Source organism: Sphingomonas echinoides (assembly GCF_029623395.1).
GTDB classification, from domain to species: domain Bacteria; phylum Pseudomonadota; class Alphaproteobacteria; order Sphingomonadales; family Sphingomonadaceae; genus Sphingomonas; species Sphingomonas echinoides_A.
In genome coordinates, this window is sequence record NZ_JAPYKK010000043.1 from 12,915 (window position 1) to 28,965 (window position 16,051).

The window sequence follows — 16,051 nt, forward strand, 5'->3', positions numbered from 1 at the left end:
CGAACGGTAGGCGCGGCCATCGGCGCTGTCACCTCACCGCATCGGGACGACCCGGCCCTCCACCATCACATAGCTGACATGCGTCACTGCCGCCGGGTCGGTCAGCGGGTCGCCGGTCACCCCGATCAGGTCGGCGGACTTGCCCGGTTCGAGCGTCCCGGTCTCGCGCGACAGGCCGAGCAGATCCGCCCCGCCCTTGGTCGCCGCGATCAGCGCGTCGCGCGGGGTCATCCCCCCCTTGCTGACCATCAGCCCGACTTCCTCGCCGTTGCGGCCATGCGGGAAGACCGCCGCGTCGGTGCCGAGCGCGATCGGCACGCCCGCCTTGTACGCGCGGTTGAGCGCCTTGCCCCAGACCAGCAGCGTCTGGCGCGCCTTCGCTTCGGTATTGGCGGTATAGATCCCCTTGCCGAGGTACAGCTGGAGCCCGCTGAACGCCATCAGCGTGCCGACGTAATAAGTGCCCCGCGCCTTCATCAGCGCGACGTCGGCGTCGTCGGCATAGGTCCCGTGTTCGATCGAATCGACCCCGGCCCGCACCGCTGCGCCGATCCCCTTGGCGCCATGCGCATGCGCCGCCGCCTTCAACCCAAGCTGATGCGCGGTGTCGCAGATCGCCTTCATTTCCTCGTCGGTGAAATGCTGCTCGAGGCCGATCTTGCCATCGTCGAGCACGCCGCCGGTCGCGTGGAACTTGATCGCGTCGACGCCGTAGGACGCGATCTTGCGGACCGCCTTCTCGCATTCGAGCGGGCCGGTGCAGACCCAGAACTGTTCCCCGGTCGCATCGACCGCGGCGCGCAGGTTGGGCGAGAGGCCGACCGTCGAATCGCCATGCCCGCCGATGATCGACAGCGCGGGGCCGGCGACCTGAATCCGCGGCCCCGGGAAGCCGCCTTCGCTGATCGCATCCCGCATCGCGATGCTGGCGAGCGCCGGACCGCCGAGATCACGGACCGTGGTGAACCCCGCGCGCGCGGTGATCAGCGCGTTGCGCAGGCCAATCGTGGCGGCATAGGGCTCGGAATATTTCGGGGTCAGCCCCTGGTACCACGGCTCGCCCGAATTGCTGGTGAGGTGGACGTGGACGTCGATCATCCCCGGCATCACGGTCTTGTCGTGGAGGTCGACCACGGTCGCGCCGGCGGGTGCGGTCGCGCCATCCTCGATCCGGACGATCTTGCCGTCGGTGACGATCACGGTGGCGGCGCCGCGCGCGGGCCGCGCCGCGTCGGTGATGACATGCCCCGCCTGGATCGCGAACGTCTCGGCATTGGCGGCGGTGCCCGCCAACAGCGCGGCCAAGGCCACGATGAGCTTCTTGTGCATGATAGTCCCCCTTTTTCAGGGCAGACTATCAGCGCGGCGACCGGTGTCGAGAGGTCACACGATCAGGCGCTTGAGGCCTTCCAGCGTATCGGCCTCGGCGGCGGGCTTGTCGGTACGAATCCGCGAAATCCGGGGGAAGCGCATCGCCACCCCCGATTTGTGCCGCTTCGATTCGTGGATCGAATCGAAGGCGATTTCGAGCACCAGCGTCTTGTCCACTTCGCGCACCGGGCCGAACCGCCCCGTCGTATGATTGCGCACGAAGCTGTCGAGTTGCTTCAATTCCGCATCGGTGATGCCAGAATAGGCCTTGCCAACCGGGAGCAGCGTCCCGTCCGCGGTCCAGCAGCCGAAGGTATAGTCGCTGTAGAAGGACGACCGCCGCCCGCTGCCGCGCTGCGCGTACATCATCACGCAATCCGCGGTCAGCGGGTCGCGCTTCCATTTGTACCACAGCCCGGTCTTGCGCCCGCCGACATAAGGGGAATCGCGGCGCTTGAGCATCACGCCTTCGATCGCGCCATCGCGCGCGCCTGCGCGAATGCCTTCCAGCGCGGTAAAATCCTTGGCCGCGATCACGGTGCTCAGATCGAACCGCTCGGGGTCGAGCCGTGCGGTGAACGCTTCCAGCCGCGCACGCCGATCGGTCCAGGGCAGCGGGCGAAGATCCTCGTCGCCGTCGAACAGGATATCGTACAGCCGGACGAACGCGGGCGACTCCGCCAGCATCTTGGCCGAAACCAGCTTGCGCCCGAGCCGCTGCTGCAACGCATTGAAGCTGGCGGCACCTCCCTCTTCGGTCGCTGCGCCCTGTGCATCGCCCTTCACCATCAACTCGCCGTCGACCGCGCCCACGGTCGTGAAATCGCGCGCGACCTCCGGGAAACTGGCGGTGATGTCGTCCCCGGTGCGGCTGTAGAGCCGGGTCTCGCCCGCGACATGGACGATCTGCACGCGGATCCCGTCCCATTTCCATTCCGCCGCATAGTCCGCCAGATCGACTCGCCCGTCCTCGAGCGGGTGCGCCAGCATGAACGGGCGGAACACCGGCACGTCGGCGGCGGTCGGCTGTGCGCCGCGCCCTTCGGCCCAGTCGAACAGCGCGGTGTAGGGCGGGTCGATCCCGTGCCACACTTCTTCCACCGCCTCGACATCGAGGTCGAACGCCTGCGCCAGCGCGGTCTTGGCGAGGCGGGACGACACGCCGATCCGCAAAGCGCCCGTCGCCATCTTGAGCAGCGCGAACCGCTCGTCCGAATCGAGCTGATCGAGCATCTTGCCGAGCACCGCCGGCGTATCCGATCGCGACAACCGCGCCAGCGTATCGACCGCCTGCGCCATCCCCAGCGGCGCCTCGACCACCGTCCCCGGCGGAGTCGGCCAGAGCAGCGCGACGGTTTCGGCGGTGTCGCCGACATAGTCGCGGCTCATCCGGAACAGCACCGGATCGACGCGCGTCTCGATCAGCGCGCGGATCATCGCCGGCTTGACGCCCGGCAAGTCGAGCTCGCCGGTCAGCGCGGCCATCGCCCAGCCGCGATCCGGATCGGGCGTGACGCGCAGATAATCGACGATCAGTCGCAGCTTGGCGTTGCGCGACCGCGTGTAGATCAATCGATCGAGGAGGTCCGCAAAGGCGCGCATCGCATCACAACATGGGCGCGCGACAGTTGTTCCACCAGCGGGATGATCGCTGGCGAGGGCGGCGACCCCGCGCTAGGCCGACGCCATGGCCTTTCTTCGCGCCTGCGCCCTGCTCGGAATGATCGTGATGGTCACGCTGTTTGCCTGGGCGCATCATAATGCGCGGATTGATCCGATCGTCCGGACCGCGCGGATCGGGTTCCGCGATTGGCCCGCAGGTGCACACCCGGTGAGCGTTGCGCTGTTGAGCGACATTCACATGGGCAACGAAGCGATGGACGCCGTGCGGCTGGGGCGGATCGTCGGCCAAGTAAATCGGCTGAAGCCCGACCTCGTCCTCCTCGCGGGGGATTATATCGCGGGCCACCGCGCCAGCGTCGCGCGCGCGTTCGCACCGCAACTGGTCGAGCCGTTGCGCGGGGTACACGTCCCGCTCGGGGTGGTCGCGGTGATGGGGAACCACGATTACGATACCGATCCCGCTGCCATTCGCCGCGCTCTGCGGGCCGCCAACGTCCGCGTGCTCGACAACGAGGCAGTCTCACGCGGCGCGCTGACGATCGCCGGGCTCGACGATCTTTTCCATCACCGGGACGACGTTCCCAAGACGATGGCAGCGGTCCACCGGTTGCCGGGACTTCCGATTGCGATCAGCCACGGCGCCGCTCGCCCATTCCTGCTCCACGAGATCACGCTCGAGCTGGTCGGCCATACGCATTGCGGGCAAGTGGAATTGAAGCCGCTCGGGATTCGCAACCCGTTCACGGGCGCGAATTACCCGTGCGGGATCACGCGGTCCGGCAAAGGGATTACGCTGGTGACCGCCGGGGTGGGAACAAGCCTCGTCCCCTTCCGCGTCAACGCGCCGCCGGACCTCTGGCTACTGACCATCGGTCCGGCACAACACTGACGGAACACGCGGGCGATCAGCCCTCGCGGCCAGCCTCGAACAGGAACCATGCGCGGCGTTCGGCCTGATCGGTCCAGTCATCGATCATCGCGCTGGTCGCATTGTCCTTGGCCCCGTCGGCCAGGTCCTTTGCGGCCCGCAGGGCCTCGACCAGCTTGAGGTTGTCGTCGCGCAGTTCGCTCAGCATCGCCTTGGGGCCGACGAACTCGACGTCATTGTCGACGATCGTCTGGTGCCGGGCGATGTCGCCGATCGAGCGCAGCGTCGTGTTGCCGGTCTTGCGCACGCGCTCAGCGATATCGTCGGTACCCGCGAAGATTTCGGCGGCCTGCTCGTCGAGCATCAAGTGATAGTCGCGGAAATGCGGGCCGGACACGTGCCAGTGGAAATTCTTGGTCTTCATATAGAGCGCGAACGAGTCCGCGAGAATTCCGTTGAGCGACTCGGCGACGGTGCGAGTCGCGTTGGTCTTCAGGTCGGTCGGCGTGTTCAGGGCATCGTTTGCCATAAGCTCGGTCCTTTTTGGGTTCGTTGCGGGAACGGTCCAATACCGCTTTGGCTCCCCAGCGCGCGACGCTAATTTTCGCTTTCTACGATCGAAGAGCTAGATCAGACCGATCGCAGCGAGCGCCTGAACCGTCCCCACGAGCGTCAGCAGCAGCGCTGCGACAATTTGAACGGGCCGCAGCGGGAGGCGCCGCAGCCACCGCTCCCCCAGCACCACCGCGGGCAGATTGATTGCAACCGCGCCGAGGATCGCACCAACAGCCGGCAGCACCGGTGTTGCGCTGCGCGCGGCGAGTGCCGCCGTGATGAACTGCGTGCGATCGCCGATCGCAAGCAACCCGATCGTCACGAACGTCGCGGGGAATGCGCCGAGCCTGGCGGGACTGGTCCGCCCGGTGACGGGCCACAGACCACTGATCCCGGCGGACAGCAGGGCCAGCGCCACCAGCAGATCGCTCGCCGGCGGAGAAAGATACGGCGCGAGCAGGGAACCACCGAACGCGCCGACCCCGTTGCCGATCGCGAGCGCCAGCACCATGCCCCCGACACAGTGCGCCTTCTGGGCGAAACGCGTTCCCAGCATCGCGCTCGTCAGCAAGGTGCGGTCACTCGCCTGAACCAGCAGCGCCGCGACCAGCGCGACCATCAACGCGTCCATGCGACCCGCAGTCAGCCGATGCGTTGAAACGCGCTGCTCGAGATATGCGAGTCGTGCGACCGCAAATCGAACCGGCCGGGTAGCACCGCACTTCGCAGAACGTCGAGCCAGGCACCGATCAGCACGCTCCGCTCGCCGCGCTCGAGGGCAGCGGAAATCGCCTGCAGAATCGCCGCGCCCTGAAAATGACCGCACGCGATCGCAGCGTGGCGCGCGCCGTCGACTTCTGTCGCCAGCATCGCGAGCGGCATGGAATCCGCCTGGAACGCCAGCATGCTGACGCGTTCGACCAAGCTGACCGGATCGGGCGAGTCGGTAACGGATGCTGGCGTCATGACACGATACTCCTTGGACGGCATAGTGCCGCCGGGGAGGTAAAGGTGGGGTTAAATCCGCCCACAACAGCGTCCCATGGTCACGTTCCGGTTGACATTCCCGGGCGTGTCCGCCATCGGACGACGCTTGAGAGCGGCGACCGGTTCGCCGCTTTTGCATTTTCAGATCACAGGAATTCAGGTCATGGCAAAGCCGACCACGGTCAAGATCAAGCTCGTCAGCACCGCTGACACCGGATTCTTCTATACCACGAAGAAGAACCCGCGCACCAAGACCGAGAAGCTCAGCTTCAGCAAGTACGATCCCGTCGTGCGCAAGCATGTCGAGTTCAAGGAAGCCAAGATCAAGTAAACCGCGTCAGCGGTTTGCCGTCTCCGGGGCTTGCCTTGGGCCAGAGGTCGCGGGCGCGAGCCCTGCGGCCTTTCTGCGTTTGCGGTTTCGGCGTGTCGTTGCGGGCTGCTACAGCAACGCGGCGACCGCATCGACGAAGCGGACGAGCGAGATCGGCTTGGACACATAAGCGTCCGCCCCGGCGGCGCGAATCCGCTCCTCGTCCTCGCGACCGGCATAAGCGGTGACCGCCATGACCGGGATGTCCCGCAGCGCCGGATCCGCCTTCAACTGCAGGATCAGATCGTAGCCGCTGACGTGCGGCAGCTGGATATCCATCACGATCAGGTCGGGCAGGAAGGCACGCGCGCGCACGACCGCTTCGCGCCCGTCCCGCACGCCTTCAGTTACATATTCATGCGCCTCCAGGAGGTCACAGAAAAGTTTTAGGTTGAGTTCGTTGTCCTCGACAACGAGCACCCTTTTTGCCACGCCAGCGTTTCCCCATTTACGGACCTTACGAATACGCAATGCGTGCCTCGCTGACAAACAACGATCCAGCGCAGCTTGCGCTCCGTGCGCTGGTATGGACGCTGGGCGAGCCAGATCGCGCCACGCGGCTGCTGGACGTGACGGGGATGACGCCGATGGACCTTCGCACGCGCGCGGACGATCCCGTCGTGCTTGCGGCAATGCTCGCCTTTCTGGAGGCGCACCAGCCGGACCTTATTGCGTGCGCCGAAGCGCTCGAGGTGCGTCCGGAGGACCTCGCCGCTGCGCGTCGGGCGTTGGAAGGCCCGGACGATTTTGGAGATTATGCTTGAAGGGCTTGTTGATTTGCGATTGCGACGAAGTGCTGCTGCATATGGTGCGGCACTTTGGCGTGTGGCTGCGCGAGGCGCACGACATCACGTTTGCGATCGAAAATGGTGATTTCGCCAATAGCATGACGCGCGCCAACGGCGCCCCGCCCCCGACGCGGGACGAGATGTGGGCGTTGCTCGATGGGTTCTTCCCCAACGAGATGAGCCGCCAGACGCTCGTTCCGCATGCGCGCGAGGCGCTGTCCGCCTTGTCTGACGTGGCGGACGTCGTGATCCTGACCAATTTGGGCGATCACAACCGCCAGCCGCGCATCGCGCAGTTGCTCGGGCACGACATGGATTACCGGGTCGAAACCAACCAGGGCGGCAAGGGCAATCCCGTGGCACGGCTAATGTCAGAATTCGGCAATCCGGTAACCGTATTCGTCGACGATCTCGCGGTGCATCACACTTCGGTCGCCACGCATGCCCCGGCTGTGCATCGCCTACATATGATTTCCGAACCCGATCTCGCGCGCCATATGCCGCCCGCCCCCGATGCGCACGTTCGCATCGACGATTGGCAGGTTGCGCAGACGTGGATCGCGAATCGCTTCGCTGCCGGGTTGCCGGCCTGAAACCCCTTACTCCCAGGAGCCTGTTCATGACCGACCGTATCGACCACAAGCTTGCCGAGCTCGGCCTAACGCTGCCCGCCGCCGCTGCCCCCGTCGCCGCTTATGTACCGACCGTCGAGGTCAACGGCCTGCTGCACATTTCGGGACAGTTGCCGTTCAAGGATGGCGCGGTCATCACGGGTCGGTTGGGCGAAGACGTCAGCCTGGAAGACGGCGCGGCGGCGGCTCAGGCCTGCGCGCTGATGCTGGTCGCGCAGGTCAAGGCTGCGCTCGGCGGATTGCACCGGGTCGAGCGGATCGTGAAGCTGGGCGTGTTCGTCAATTCTACCGCCGATTTCACCGACCAGCCCAAGGTCGCGAACGGCGCGTCCAACCTGATGGTCGAACTGTTCGGCGACGCGGGGAAGCATGCCCGCAGCGCGGTTGGCGTGAGCGCCCTGCCGCTTGGTGCAGCGGTCGAAGTCGACGCGATCGTTCAGATCTCGATGCCGTAATGGCGGAACGCGCGGACCGTTCCGGACGGGAACGGTCCGCGCGCCACCGTCATCCGACGGTCGGTTTGCGCGTAAAGACGCCGTAGCTGGCGATCACCAGATAGCATAACGCCGGGACCAGCAGCGCGAACTGCAACGACGACTGGTCCGCCAGAACCCCCGTCAGCGGTGGCACGATCGCCCCGCCAACGATCGCGGTCGCGATGATACCCGATCCTTCCGCGGCCCGCGCGCCGAGCCCTTCGCTGGCCAGGCTGAAGATCGTTGGGAACATGATCGAGTTCATCAACCCGATCGCCAGCAACGACCAACCGGCGACCGCACCTGTGCTGTGCGTCGATACCGCGATCAGCGTGACCGCACCGATCGCGACCCCCGCGAGCACCTTGCCCGGCGACACGACTCGCAGCACGAACGCGCCGATGAACCGGCCGACCATCGCGCCACCCCAATAATAAGCGACGTGCTTCCCCGCGGTGACCGCGTCGAAGCCCATCGTGGTGGACTGTTCGAGATAGCTGACGATCAGCGACCCGATCGCGACTTCCGCCCCGACATACAGAAAGATGCACGCCGTCCCGAACGCGAAGCGCGGGCGCTTGAGCAAGTCGAACGCCTGGAAGATGCTGCCATGCTGTTCGACCGTATGCGGCAGGCGCTTGCGCCGCGACCACACCACCACCGCGACGAGCACCAGCGCGAGCGCAAGGCCGAGATAGGTGTGGACGACGACCTGCGTCTCCGCGGTGCGATGCGCGTCGAGCGCGGCGCCGGTCAGCGTCTTCGAATCGACCTTGGCCAGACTGCCGAGGATCAGGATCGAGCCGACGATCGGGAAGATCGTCGTGCCGAGCGAGTTGAAGAATTGCGCGAAGGTCAGCCGGCTGGACGCGGTCCGCGGCGCCCCGAGTAGGCTGATCAGCGGGTTGGCGACGACCTGCACCGTCGTGATGCCGATCGCGAGCACGAACAACGCCATGAGGAACACGACGAAGGTGCCCGACGACGAAGCGGGGATGAACAGCACGCAGCCGATCGTCATCAGCAACAGGCCGATCGCGGCGGTCTGCATATAGCCCATCCGCCGGACGATTGCCGCCGCGGGGAGCGAGAAGACGAAATAGGCGGCGAAGAAGGCGGACTGTACCAGCAACGCCTGCCCATAATTGAGCGTGAACAAGTCCTTCAGTTTCGGGATGATCACGTCGTTGAGACTGGTGATCCCGCCGAAGATGAAAAACAGCGCGAAGACGAAGACCTGCAGATCGGGCGCGTTGACGCCGTGATCGGCATCCCCCGCCGCGGTTGTCCCGGCGGGCTTTGTGCCCGGGTTCAGTGCCATGAAATGCTCCACTTTCGGACCGGCGCGATGCGCCGCGCCGCCATATGGCGCACCGTCTGCCACCGGTTCGGAGCCGGGTACAGCGCGTTAACGATCCCGTGTAGCGACCCTGTAGACCCGGACCGGCCGGGCGTCGCGCTAGCCGCCGTCGCGGACGCGCTCGTGGTGACGAATCACTTCGTCGATGATGAACCGCAGGAACTTCTCGCTGAAATCGGCATCGAGCTGCGCATCGTTGGCCAGACCGCGCAACCGTGCGATCTGCGATTCCTCGCGACCGGGGTCCGCCGGGGGCAGTCCAGCCGACGCCTTGTAGCGACCGACCGCCTTGGTCACCTTGAACCGTTCGGCCAGCATGAAGACCAGCGCAGCATCAATATTGTCGATACTCTGACGGTATCCGTTGAGCGTTTCGTCGGACACCAGCGTACTCCTATCCCGTGATGGGCCTATTTGAGCGACACACGTGCGCCGTGCAACCCGCAAAGGGTTGCGTTTGCGGCGCCGCGCGGCCACATCGCAGTCCACATGACCGCCACGATCCACCGCCTGGGCGATACCCGGCCCGCACCGTCGCTCGAACCCATGGTTCAGCTCGTCACGGGCGACATGAACATGGTAAACGCGGTCATCCTGTCGCGAATGCAATCGCAGATCCCGCTGATCCCCGAACTTGCCGGACATCTGATCGCGGGCGGCGGCAAACGCATGCGCCCGATGCTCACGCTCGCGAGCGCGCGGCTGCTCGGCTATTCTGGCACGCGCCATCATCGGCTCGCCGCCGCGGTCGAGTTCATCCACACCGCGACGCTACTCCACGACGACGTCGTCGACGGCTCCGACCTGCGGCGCGGCAAGCGCACCGCCAATCTCATCTGGGGCAACCCGGCGAGCGTCCTCGTCGGCGATTTCCTGTTCAGCCGATCGTTCGAGCTGATGGTCGAGGATGGCTCGCTCAAGGTGCTCGGCATTCTGGCGGGCGCGAGCGCGATCATCGCGGAGGGCGAGGTCAACCAGCTGACCGCCGCCCGCCGGGTCGACACGCCCGAGGAACGCTATCTCGACATCATTGGCGCGAAGACCGCCGCGTTGTTCGCCGCCGCGTGCCGCGTATCGGCGGTCGTCGCGGAACGGCCCGAGAGCGAGGAACTCGCGCTCGATGCTTATGGCCGCAACCTGGGGATCGCATTCCAGTTGGTCGACGATGCGATCGACTATGTGTCCGACGCGGGCACGATGGGCAAGGATGCCGGCGACGACTTCCGCGAAGGGAAGGCGACGCTTCCGGTCATTCTCGCTTATGCGCGCGGCAATCCGGAAGACCGCGTGTTCTGGAAGGCCGCGATCGAAGGCCATCGCAACCGCGACGAGGATTTCGCGCGCGCGATCGCTTTGGTCCGCTCGACGCGGGCGGTCGAGGATACGCTCGCGCGCGCGCGCCATTATGGTCAGCGCGCGATCGATTCGCTTGGTGTCTTCGCCAACGGTCAGGCGAAGGACGCCATGATCGAAGCGGTCGAGTTCGCCGTAGCGCGAGCGTACTAGGCCGCGATACCGTAGTCCCACGGATGGCGTGACTCACGCGGACACAAGGTTCCGCGTCCAGAACCTCCCTGCACGATCAGCAGGGAGTCACCGTCCGTGAACATCTGGAAGAACCGTCGCGGGGCGACCGCAATCGAATATGGCTTGATTGCCGCACTGATCGCGGTGGCGGCGATCGCCGGAATGCAGTCGCTCGGGACCAAGGTTTCCACCGCCTACGAGAACATCGGTGCGGTGATGTAGCTTACGCGCCGGTGCAATCGGCCACCTCGGACGCGCAATCGGCTTCGAGCTCGACTTGCAGCGTCGCATGGCCGATTCCGAAATGGTCCTTCAACATCGTCTGCGCGCCGTGGAGGAACGCATCCCCCGGATGCCCCTGCGGCATGACGAGATGCGCGGTGAGGACCGTTTCGGTGGTGCTCATCGGCCAGATATGGACGTGATGCACCTGCGCGACCCCCGGAAGCGCCTGGAGGTCAGTGCGGACCGCATCCGAATCGATCCCGCGTGGAACGGCTGCCAGCGACATCTCGACCGATTCGCGCAGCAACCCCCAGGTCTGCAGGAAGATCAACACCGCGATGACGATGCTGACCACCGGATCGAGCCAGATCGCCCCGGTCCACCAGATCAGCAGCCCGGAAACGACCACCCCCGCCGACACCATCGCGTCGCTCGCCATGTGGAGATAGGCGCCGCGGATGTTGAGATCGTCCGCGCTCCCGCGCAGGAACATCAGCGCGGTCGCGCCATTCACCAGAATGCCGACCCCCGCGACCCACGCCACCATCGGGCCATCGACCGGGGCGGGAACCGCGAGCCGCTGGATCGCCTCGAGCAGGATCGCCCCCAGCGCGACGAGCAACAACAGCGCGTTGAGCAGCGCGGCGAGGATCGTCGAGCCCTTCAACCCATAGGTGAACCGCTTGGACGGCGACCGCCGCCCGAGCGCGATTGCCGCCCATGCCGCGCCAAGCCCCAGAACATCCGACAGATTATGCCCGGCGTCGGCAAGCAACGACACCGAATGCGCCATCAGCCCGAACACGACCTCGCCGACGATGAAGCTGAGGTTGAGCGCAATTCCAACCGCAAAGGCGCGATCGTGCCCGCTGGCCGGTGCGTGGCTGTGCCCATGCCCACCGTGGCCATGGCCCCCATGATTATGCCCGCCATGGTCATGCCCATGGTGCGCGTGGCTCTGCCCGGCCATCAGAAGTCTCCGCGTTCGATTTCAGCCGCCTAGCATCGCGTGATCGTGAGATACTAGGACGCGCACGATGACAAAGCCGTCATCCTGCGCGATCCCTCCCACGGGATGACACGCTTCCATCCGCGACAACCTGCGGTAGGGAAGCGGTGTGACACACGCCCTGCCCATCCATGCCGTTCTCCCCAAATTGCTGGACGCGTTGCGGCAGTCCGCGAACGCAGTGCTGGTGGCGCCTCCGGGGGCCGGCAAGACCACCGCCGTCGCGCCCGCGCTGCTCGCAGAACCGTGGTGCACCGGCGAGATCCTGTTGCTCTCACCCCGCCGTCTGGCGGCGCGGGCGGCGGCCGAGCGGATGGCGGCGCAAGCGGGCGAACCCGTCGGCAAGACCTATGGTTATGCCACGCGGATGGATTCGAAGCGCTCCGCCGCAACCCGGATCACCGTAGTGACCGAAGGAATCTTTGTCGCGCGGATCCAGGACGATCCCGAACTCGCAGGCATCTCCGCGGTGCTGTTCGACGAAGTCCACGAACGCAGCCTCGACAGCGATTTCGGGCTCGCGCTTGCTCTCGACGCGCAAGCGGGATTGCGGCCTGACCTGCGCTTGCTGGCGATGTCGGCGACGCTGAACGGGGTGCGCTTTTCGGGGCTGATGGGGAATGCGCCCGTCGTCGAGAGCGAAGGCCGGATGCATCCGCTGACGCTGCGCCATCTCGGTCGCGCGAGCGAAGTGCGGATCGAGGATTCGGTCGCCGCCGCGATCAAGCTTGCGCTGCGCGAGGAGACCGGCGGCGTGCTCGCGTTCCTGCCGGGTGTCGCGGAGATCGAGCGCACCGCCGAACGGCTCGACGGGCTTGGCGCGGGAATCGTGCTGCACAAGCTCCACGGCAGCCTCGATCCGGCGTTGCAGCGCGCGGCGATCGCGCCCGATCCTGCGGCCGCGCGCAAGATCGTGCTGGCGACGTCGATCGCGGAGACCAGTCTCACGCTCGACGGCATTCGCGTGGTGGTCGATTCGGGGCTCGCGCGCCGGCCACGCTATGACCGCGCCGCCGGGATGACCCGGCTCGTGACCGAACGTGCGAGCCAAGCCGCGGTTACGCAACGCGCGGGGCGTGCCGCGCGGCAGGGGCCGGGGGTCGCCTATCGCTTGTGGGAGGAAGCCGCGACCGCGGGGTTGCCGCGGTTCGACCCGCCCGAAATCCTCGAAGCCGATCTGTCCGCGCTGACGCTCGACTGCGCGCTGTGGGGGGTCGCCGACCCGCGCGCGCTCGGCTGGCTCGATCCGCCGACCGAAGCGGCGGTGCAGGAAGCGCGCGCGCGGCTGGTCGCGCTCGACGCGATCGACTCCGATGGCCGCCCGACCGCGCACGGCAAGGCGATCGCACGGTTGCCGATCGCGCCACGGCTCGGACACATGCTGGTGCGCGCGGGTGAGCTCGGCATGAGCGGGGCGGCGGCGGAAGTGGCGGTGCTGCTCGGCGAACGCGGGCTCGGCGGAAACGACGTCGATCTCGACGCGCGCCGACGCCGCTGGCGCGGGGAGCGCGGACAACGCGCCGACGCCGGGCGCAAGCTCGCGCGGCGCTGGGCCACGCTCGTCGCGTCCCCTGCTAACGCCGAACAGACGATGCTAGACGGCGAAACCGCGACCGCGATCGCGCTGGCCTTCCCCGATCGCATCGCGCGGCGGCGCGACGGATCGGGCGAGACCTGGGCGTCGGTCGGCGGGCGCGGGTTCAAGCTCGACCCGACCAGCAGCCTCGCCCGCACCGAATGGCTCGCGGTCGCCGAGACGCAGGGGCTCGCGTCGGGCGCGCGAATCCTGTCCGCCGCCGCGATCGACCTCGCGACGATCGAGCGCTTGTTCGGCGACCGTATCGTGACGCACCGCGACGCGACGTTCGACTCGGCCACCGGCGGCGTGGTCGCACGCCGCGAACGGCGGCTGGGGGCGCTCCGCCTGTCGAGCGGGCCGGACGCGAAGGCCGACGCGGGCGCGATCGCCGCGGCGTTGCTGGAGGGGGTCCGGACGCATGGGCTTGCGCGGCTGCCGTGGAGCGACGCGGCGCAAGCGCTGCGTCACCGTGCCGCCTTTGCCGCAGCGCACGGCGGCGCGGACCTCGCGCTCGACGACGACGCGTTGCTCGCGCGGGCGGAGGAATGGCTGGTGCCGTTACTCGACGGCAAGCGGCGGCTCGATGCGATCGACCCGGGCGCGTTAACCGATGCGCTGCGCGGGGTGATCGGCTGGGATGCGCTGACCGCGATCGACCGGCTTGCGCCAACGCACTTCCACAGCCCGGCGGGGAGCGGCCATGCGATCGACTATGCGGCCGAGGGCGGCCCGCGCGTCGAGTTGCGGCCGCAGGCGCTGTTCGGGCTTGCCGTCCATCCAATGGTGGGAGGTGGCTGCGTTCCGCTGGTGCTGAGCCTCACCTCACCCGCGGGTCGACCGATCCAGACCACGCGCGACCTGGCCGGCTTCTGGGCAGGAAGCTGGGCCGATGTCGCGCGCGAAATGCGCGGGCGCTATCCGCGCCATCCGTGGCCGGACGACCCCGCCTCCGCCGCCGCGACGCTCCGAACAAAAAACGCAGATGCGCGCGCGCGCGAAGCACGATAAGGAGCCCTCATGTCGACCGCCCGAATCTATCAGCGCCCCAAGAACGCCATGTCCTCTGGACGGGCTCGCACCTCGACCTGGGTGCTGGATTTTGCTCCCGCAGAAGCCAAGCAGCCGGACCCGCTCACCGGCTGGGCCGGATCGGGCGATACGCGCGATCAGGTTCGCCTGACCTTCCCGACGCAGGAAGCCGCGGTCGCTTATGCCGAGCGCGAAGGCCTTGCCTTCACGATCGTCGCGGCACCGCAGCGCACGCTCAAGCTGCAAAGCTACGCGGACAACTTCCGCTAACGATCAGCGTGCCGGGCTAGTCCCGGCGCTATCGGTTTCGCGGTCCGGGTGACGCCTAGCCGTCGGCCAGCATCCCTGCGCCCAGCAGCAGTAACAGTTTCACATCCATCCCCAGTCCCGCGGCGCGCTTCTCGGCGACGAACGCCGCGAGATGCGCAACCGGGACGCGGTGGACGGTGATCCCCTCGCCCTCGACCCCGCCGCCGACACCGATTCGCTCCAATCCGCGCGCGCGGACGAGCGTGAAGCCTTCCGACACCATGCCGGGGGAGGAGTGGAAGAAACCGAGCGATTCGACCGAGTCCGCACGGTAGCCGGTTTCCTCTTCCAGCTCGCGCGCCGCGGAGGCGAGCACGCTCTCGCCGGCGTCTTCATCCCCGACCAGACCGGCGGGAAGCTCGAGGCAGCGTTTGCCGAGCGGCACGCGAAACTGCTCGACCAGCAGGACGTGCCCATCGTCGATCGCCAGGATCACCGCCGCCTGGATGCCGCGCGCGCGCCCGACATATTCCCAGGTGCCGTCCTTGATGACCTTGATGTACTTGCCGCTCCACACCGTCTCTGCGGTCATAATTCGATCAGCCTGTCGGGAAGTTCGTTGCGGTCGGTTTCGGTCTTGGGGAAGGTTTCAGCCAGGATCAGTCCGATCTGCTCGACCGCCGCCGCCATGCCCGCCCCCGGTTTTCCGCCGCGGATTTCATGGACCAGCGCCGCCATCGCATCGCCCCAGCGTTCCGCCGGGACCGCGCGGTGGATCGCCTCGTCTGCGACGATCTCCGCCATCCGTTCGTCGCGCGACAGATACAGCAAGATCCCGACTCGTGACGCCGTCCGCCGTTCCGCACCGACCTTGAAATAGCGGATCGCGCGGGCGCGGACGCGCCGCCGCCGGATCGCCTTGGGCACCAGCGCGAGCCGCAAGGGCATGTGCGACAGAAACAAACGCACGATCAGGAACATCAGCGTCTGCGCGACGAGGATCAGGCCGACCAGCAACCGAGGATCGGGCTCGGCATCCCAACCTTGCGTGAAACCGCTCAACCACCGCTCGACCCCCGCCGGATCGACCGTCGCCAGCGCGGTCACCAGCAGCATTGCCAATATGGCGACCAGCAGCGCGGTATCGTCATAGCTGTCCGAGCGATCGGTGACGATCGTCACGATCTCGCCGTCGGTGTCGTCCTCGGCCCGCTGGACCGCCGCGAGCACGAGCGCATGGTCGTCGGCGCCGAGCCGTGGTGTTCGTGTCATCACCAATCCCCCGATGCGCCGCCGCCGCCGAACGACCCGCCGCCGCCGCCGGTAAAGCCACCGCCGCCCCAGCTGCCATCCGATCCGCCGCCGGAACCGCTACCACCGCCGCCGCCCCAGCCGCCGCCGGA

20 protein-coding genes are annotated in these 16,051 nt (G+C 66.9%); 9 read left to right on the top strand and 11 right to left on the bottom strand.

Annotated elements, in window-relative coordinates:
- Positions 1 to 33: 33 nt before the first annotated feature.
- Positions 34 to 1,329, bottom strand: coding sequence for a metal-dependent hydrolase family protein (locus QBJ92_RS18325; protein ID WP_277971126.1), 1,296 nt, complete (start codon positions 1,327 to 1,329; stop codon positions 34 to 36).
- A gap of 54 nt (positions 1,330 to 1,383) precedes the next feature.
- The gene (locus QBJ92_RS18330) at positions 1,384 to 2,973 is read right to left on the bottom strand and encodes a cisplatin damage response ATP-dependent DNA ligase (protein WP_277971127.1); all 1,590 of its coding nucleotides are present in this window, start codon (positions 2,971 to 2,973) and stop codon (positions 1,384 to 1,386) included.
- A gap of 85 nt (positions 2,974 to 3,058) precedes the next feature.
- Between QBJ92_RS18330 and QBJ92_RS18335 the strand changes: the two genes are divergently transcribed.
- On the top strand, positions 3,059 to 3,883 hold the full coding sequence (locus tag QBJ92_RS18335) for a metallophosphoesterase (protein WP_277971128.1): 825 nt from the start codon (positions 3,059 to 3,061) through the stop codon (positions 3,881 to 3,883).
- Positions 3,884 to 3,899: 16 nt separating this feature from the next.
- Here the strand turns inward: QBJ92_RS18335 and QBJ92_RS18340 are convergent, their stop codons facing one another.
- The 3 genes from QBJ92_RS18340 to QBJ92_RS18350 form a co-directional block, all read right to left on the bottom strand.
- Positions 3,900 to 4,391 (bottom strand): Dps family protein, encoded by a 492-nt coding sequence (locus tag QBJ92_RS18340; protein ID WP_277971129.1) that lies wholly within the window; start codon positions 4,389 to 4,391, stop codon positions 3,900 to 3,902.
- Positions 4,392 to 4,487: 96 nt separating this feature from the next.
- Entirely contained in the window at positions 4,488 to 5,048 is a 561-nt protein-coding gene (locus QBJ92_RS18345) for a TMEM165/GDT1 family protein (RefSeq protein WP_277971130.1), read from the bottom strand.
- An 11-nt stretch (positions 5,049 to 5,059) separates the two neighbouring features.
- Positions 5,060 to 5,383: a hypothetical protein gene (locus tag QBJ92_RS18350; RefSeq protein ID WP_277971131.1), complete on the bottom strand. Its 324-nt coding sequence runs from the start codon at positions 5,381 to 5,383 to the stop codon at positions 5,060 to 5,062.
- Positions 5,384 to 5,567: 184 nt separating this feature from the next.
- Here QBJ92_RS18350 and rpmG point away from each other — a divergent pair, with 184 nt between their 5' ends.
- Positions 5,568 to 5,735: a 50S ribosomal protein L33 gene (rpmG, locus tag QBJ92_RS18355; protein ID WP_010162189.1), complete on the top strand. Its 168-nt coding sequence runs from the start codon at positions 5,568 to 5,570 to the stop codon at positions 5,733 to 5,735.
- Positions 5,736 to 5,843: 108 nt separating this feature from the next.
- Here rpmG and QBJ92_RS18360 read toward each other — a convergent pair whose 3' ends face one another.
- On the bottom strand, positions 5,844 to 6,206 hold the full coding sequence (locus QBJ92_RS18360) for a response regulator (RefSeq protein WP_277971132.1): 363 nt from the start codon (positions 6,204 to 6,206) through the stop codon (positions 5,844 to 5,846).
- Between the two features lie 38 nt (positions 6,207 to 6,244).
- On the opposite strand from QBJ92_RS18360, the gene QBJ92_RS18365 reads away from it, so the two are divergent.
- Genes QBJ92_RS18365 through QBJ92_RS18375 form a run of 3 tightly spaced genes read left to right on the top strand, consistent with a single transcriptional unit; the run spans position 6,245 to position 7,649 of the window.
- Positions 6,245 to 6,538 carry a DUF3572 domain-containing protein gene (locus QBJ92_RS18365; protein WP_277971133.1) on the top strand — a complete coding sequence of 98 codons (294 nt, stop codon included), beginning with the start codon at positions 6,245 to 6,247 and terminating at the stop codon, positions 6,536 to 6,538.
- Positions 6,535 to 7,155, top strand: coding sequence for an HAD family hydrolase (locus QBJ92_RS18370; RefSeq protein ID WP_277971134.1), 621 nt, complete (start codon positions 6,535 to 6,537; stop codon positions 7,153 to 7,155). The genes QBJ92_RS18365 and QBJ92_RS18370 overlap by 4 nt, the downstream gene beginning before the upstream one ends.
- Positions 7,156 to 7,181: 26 nt before the next feature.
- Positions 7,182 to 7,649, top strand: coding sequence for a RidA family protein (locus tag QBJ92_RS18375; protein WP_277971135.1), 468 nt, complete (start codon positions 7,182 to 7,184; stop codon positions 7,647 to 7,649).
- A 49-nt stretch (positions 7,650 to 7,698) separates the two neighbouring features.
- On the opposite strand, the gene QBJ92_RS18380 is transcribed toward QBJ92_RS18375, so the two are convergent.
- Together QBJ92_RS18380 and QBJ92_RS18385 are read right to left on the bottom strand one after the other, a co-directional pair.
- Positions 7,699 to 8,991: a sugar MFS transporter gene (locus tag QBJ92_RS18380; protein ID WP_277971136.1), complete on the bottom strand. Its 1,293-nt coding sequence runs from the start codon at positions 8,989 to 8,991 to the stop codon at positions 7,699 to 7,701.
- A 138-nt stretch (positions 8,992 to 9,129) separates the two neighbouring features.
- Positions 9,130 to 9,414 carry a chorismate mutase gene (locus tag QBJ92_RS18385; protein WP_277971137.1) on the bottom strand — a complete coding sequence of 95 codons (285 nt, stop codon included), beginning with the start codon at positions 9,412 to 9,414 and terminating at the stop codon, positions 9,130 to 9,132.
- A gap of 105 nt (positions 9,415 to 9,519) precedes the next feature.
- Here QBJ92_RS18385 and QBJ92_RS18390 point away from each other — a divergent pair, with 105 nt between their 5' ends.
- Both QBJ92_RS18390 and QBJ92_RS18395 read left to right on the top strand, forming a co-directional pair.
- On the top strand, positions 9,520 to 10,536 hold the full coding sequence (locus tag QBJ92_RS18390; protein WP_277971138.1) for a polyprenyl synthetase family protein: 1,017 nt from the start codon (positions 9,520 to 9,522) through the stop codon (positions 10,534 to 10,536).
- 96 nt (positions 10,537 to 10,632) lie between these two features.
- A complete protein-coding gene (locus QBJ92_RS18395) occupies positions 10,633 to 10,779 on the top strand; it encodes a Flp family type IVb pilin (protein ID WP_277971139.1) in 147 nt (48 codons plus the stop codon).
- 1 nt (position 10,780) lies between these two features.
- Here the strand turns inward: QBJ92_RS18395 and QBJ92_RS18400 are convergent, their stop codons facing one another.
- A complete protein-coding gene (locus QBJ92_RS18400) occupies positions 10,781 to 11,752 on the bottom strand; it encodes a cation diffusion facilitator family transporter (RefSeq protein WP_277971140.1) in 972 nt (323 codons plus the stop codon).
- A 148-nt stretch (positions 11,753 to 11,900) separates the two neighbouring features.
- On the opposite strand from QBJ92_RS18400, the gene hrpB reads away from it, so the two are divergent.
- On the top strand, positions 11,901 to 14,378 hold the full coding sequence (hrpB, locus tag QBJ92_RS18405) for an ATP-dependent helicase HrpB (RefSeq protein ID WP_277971141.1): 2,478 nt from the start codon (positions 11,901 to 11,903) through the stop codon (positions 14,376 to 14,378).
- Positions 14,379 to 14,387: 9 nt separating this feature from the next.
- Positions 14,388 to 14,669, top strand: a complete 282-nt coding sequence (locus QBJ92_RS18410; RefSeq protein ID WP_277971142.1) for an ETC complex I subunit — start codon at positions 14,388 to 14,390, stop codon at positions 14,667 to 14,669.
- 55 nt (positions 14,670 to 14,724) lie between these two features.
- Here the strand turns inward: QBJ92_RS18410 and QBJ92_RS18415 are convergent, their stop codons facing one another.
- Both QBJ92_RS18415 and QBJ92_RS18420 read right to left on the bottom strand, forming a co-directional pair.
- The gene (locus QBJ92_RS18415; RefSeq protein WP_277971143.1) at positions 14,725 to 15,240 is read right to left on the bottom strand and encodes an NUDIX hydrolase; all 516 of its coding nucleotides are present in this window, start codon (positions 15,238 to 15,240) and stop codon (positions 14,725 to 14,727) included.
- A complete protein-coding gene (locus QBJ92_RS18420) occupies positions 15,237 to 15,920 on the bottom strand; it encodes a TPM domain-containing protein (RefSeq protein ID WP_277971144.1) in 684 nt (227 codons plus the stop codon). Before QBJ92_RS18420 ends, QBJ92_RS18415 begins: the two co-directional genes overlap by 4 nt.
- Positions 15,921 to 16,051: the final 131 nt, after the last annotated feature.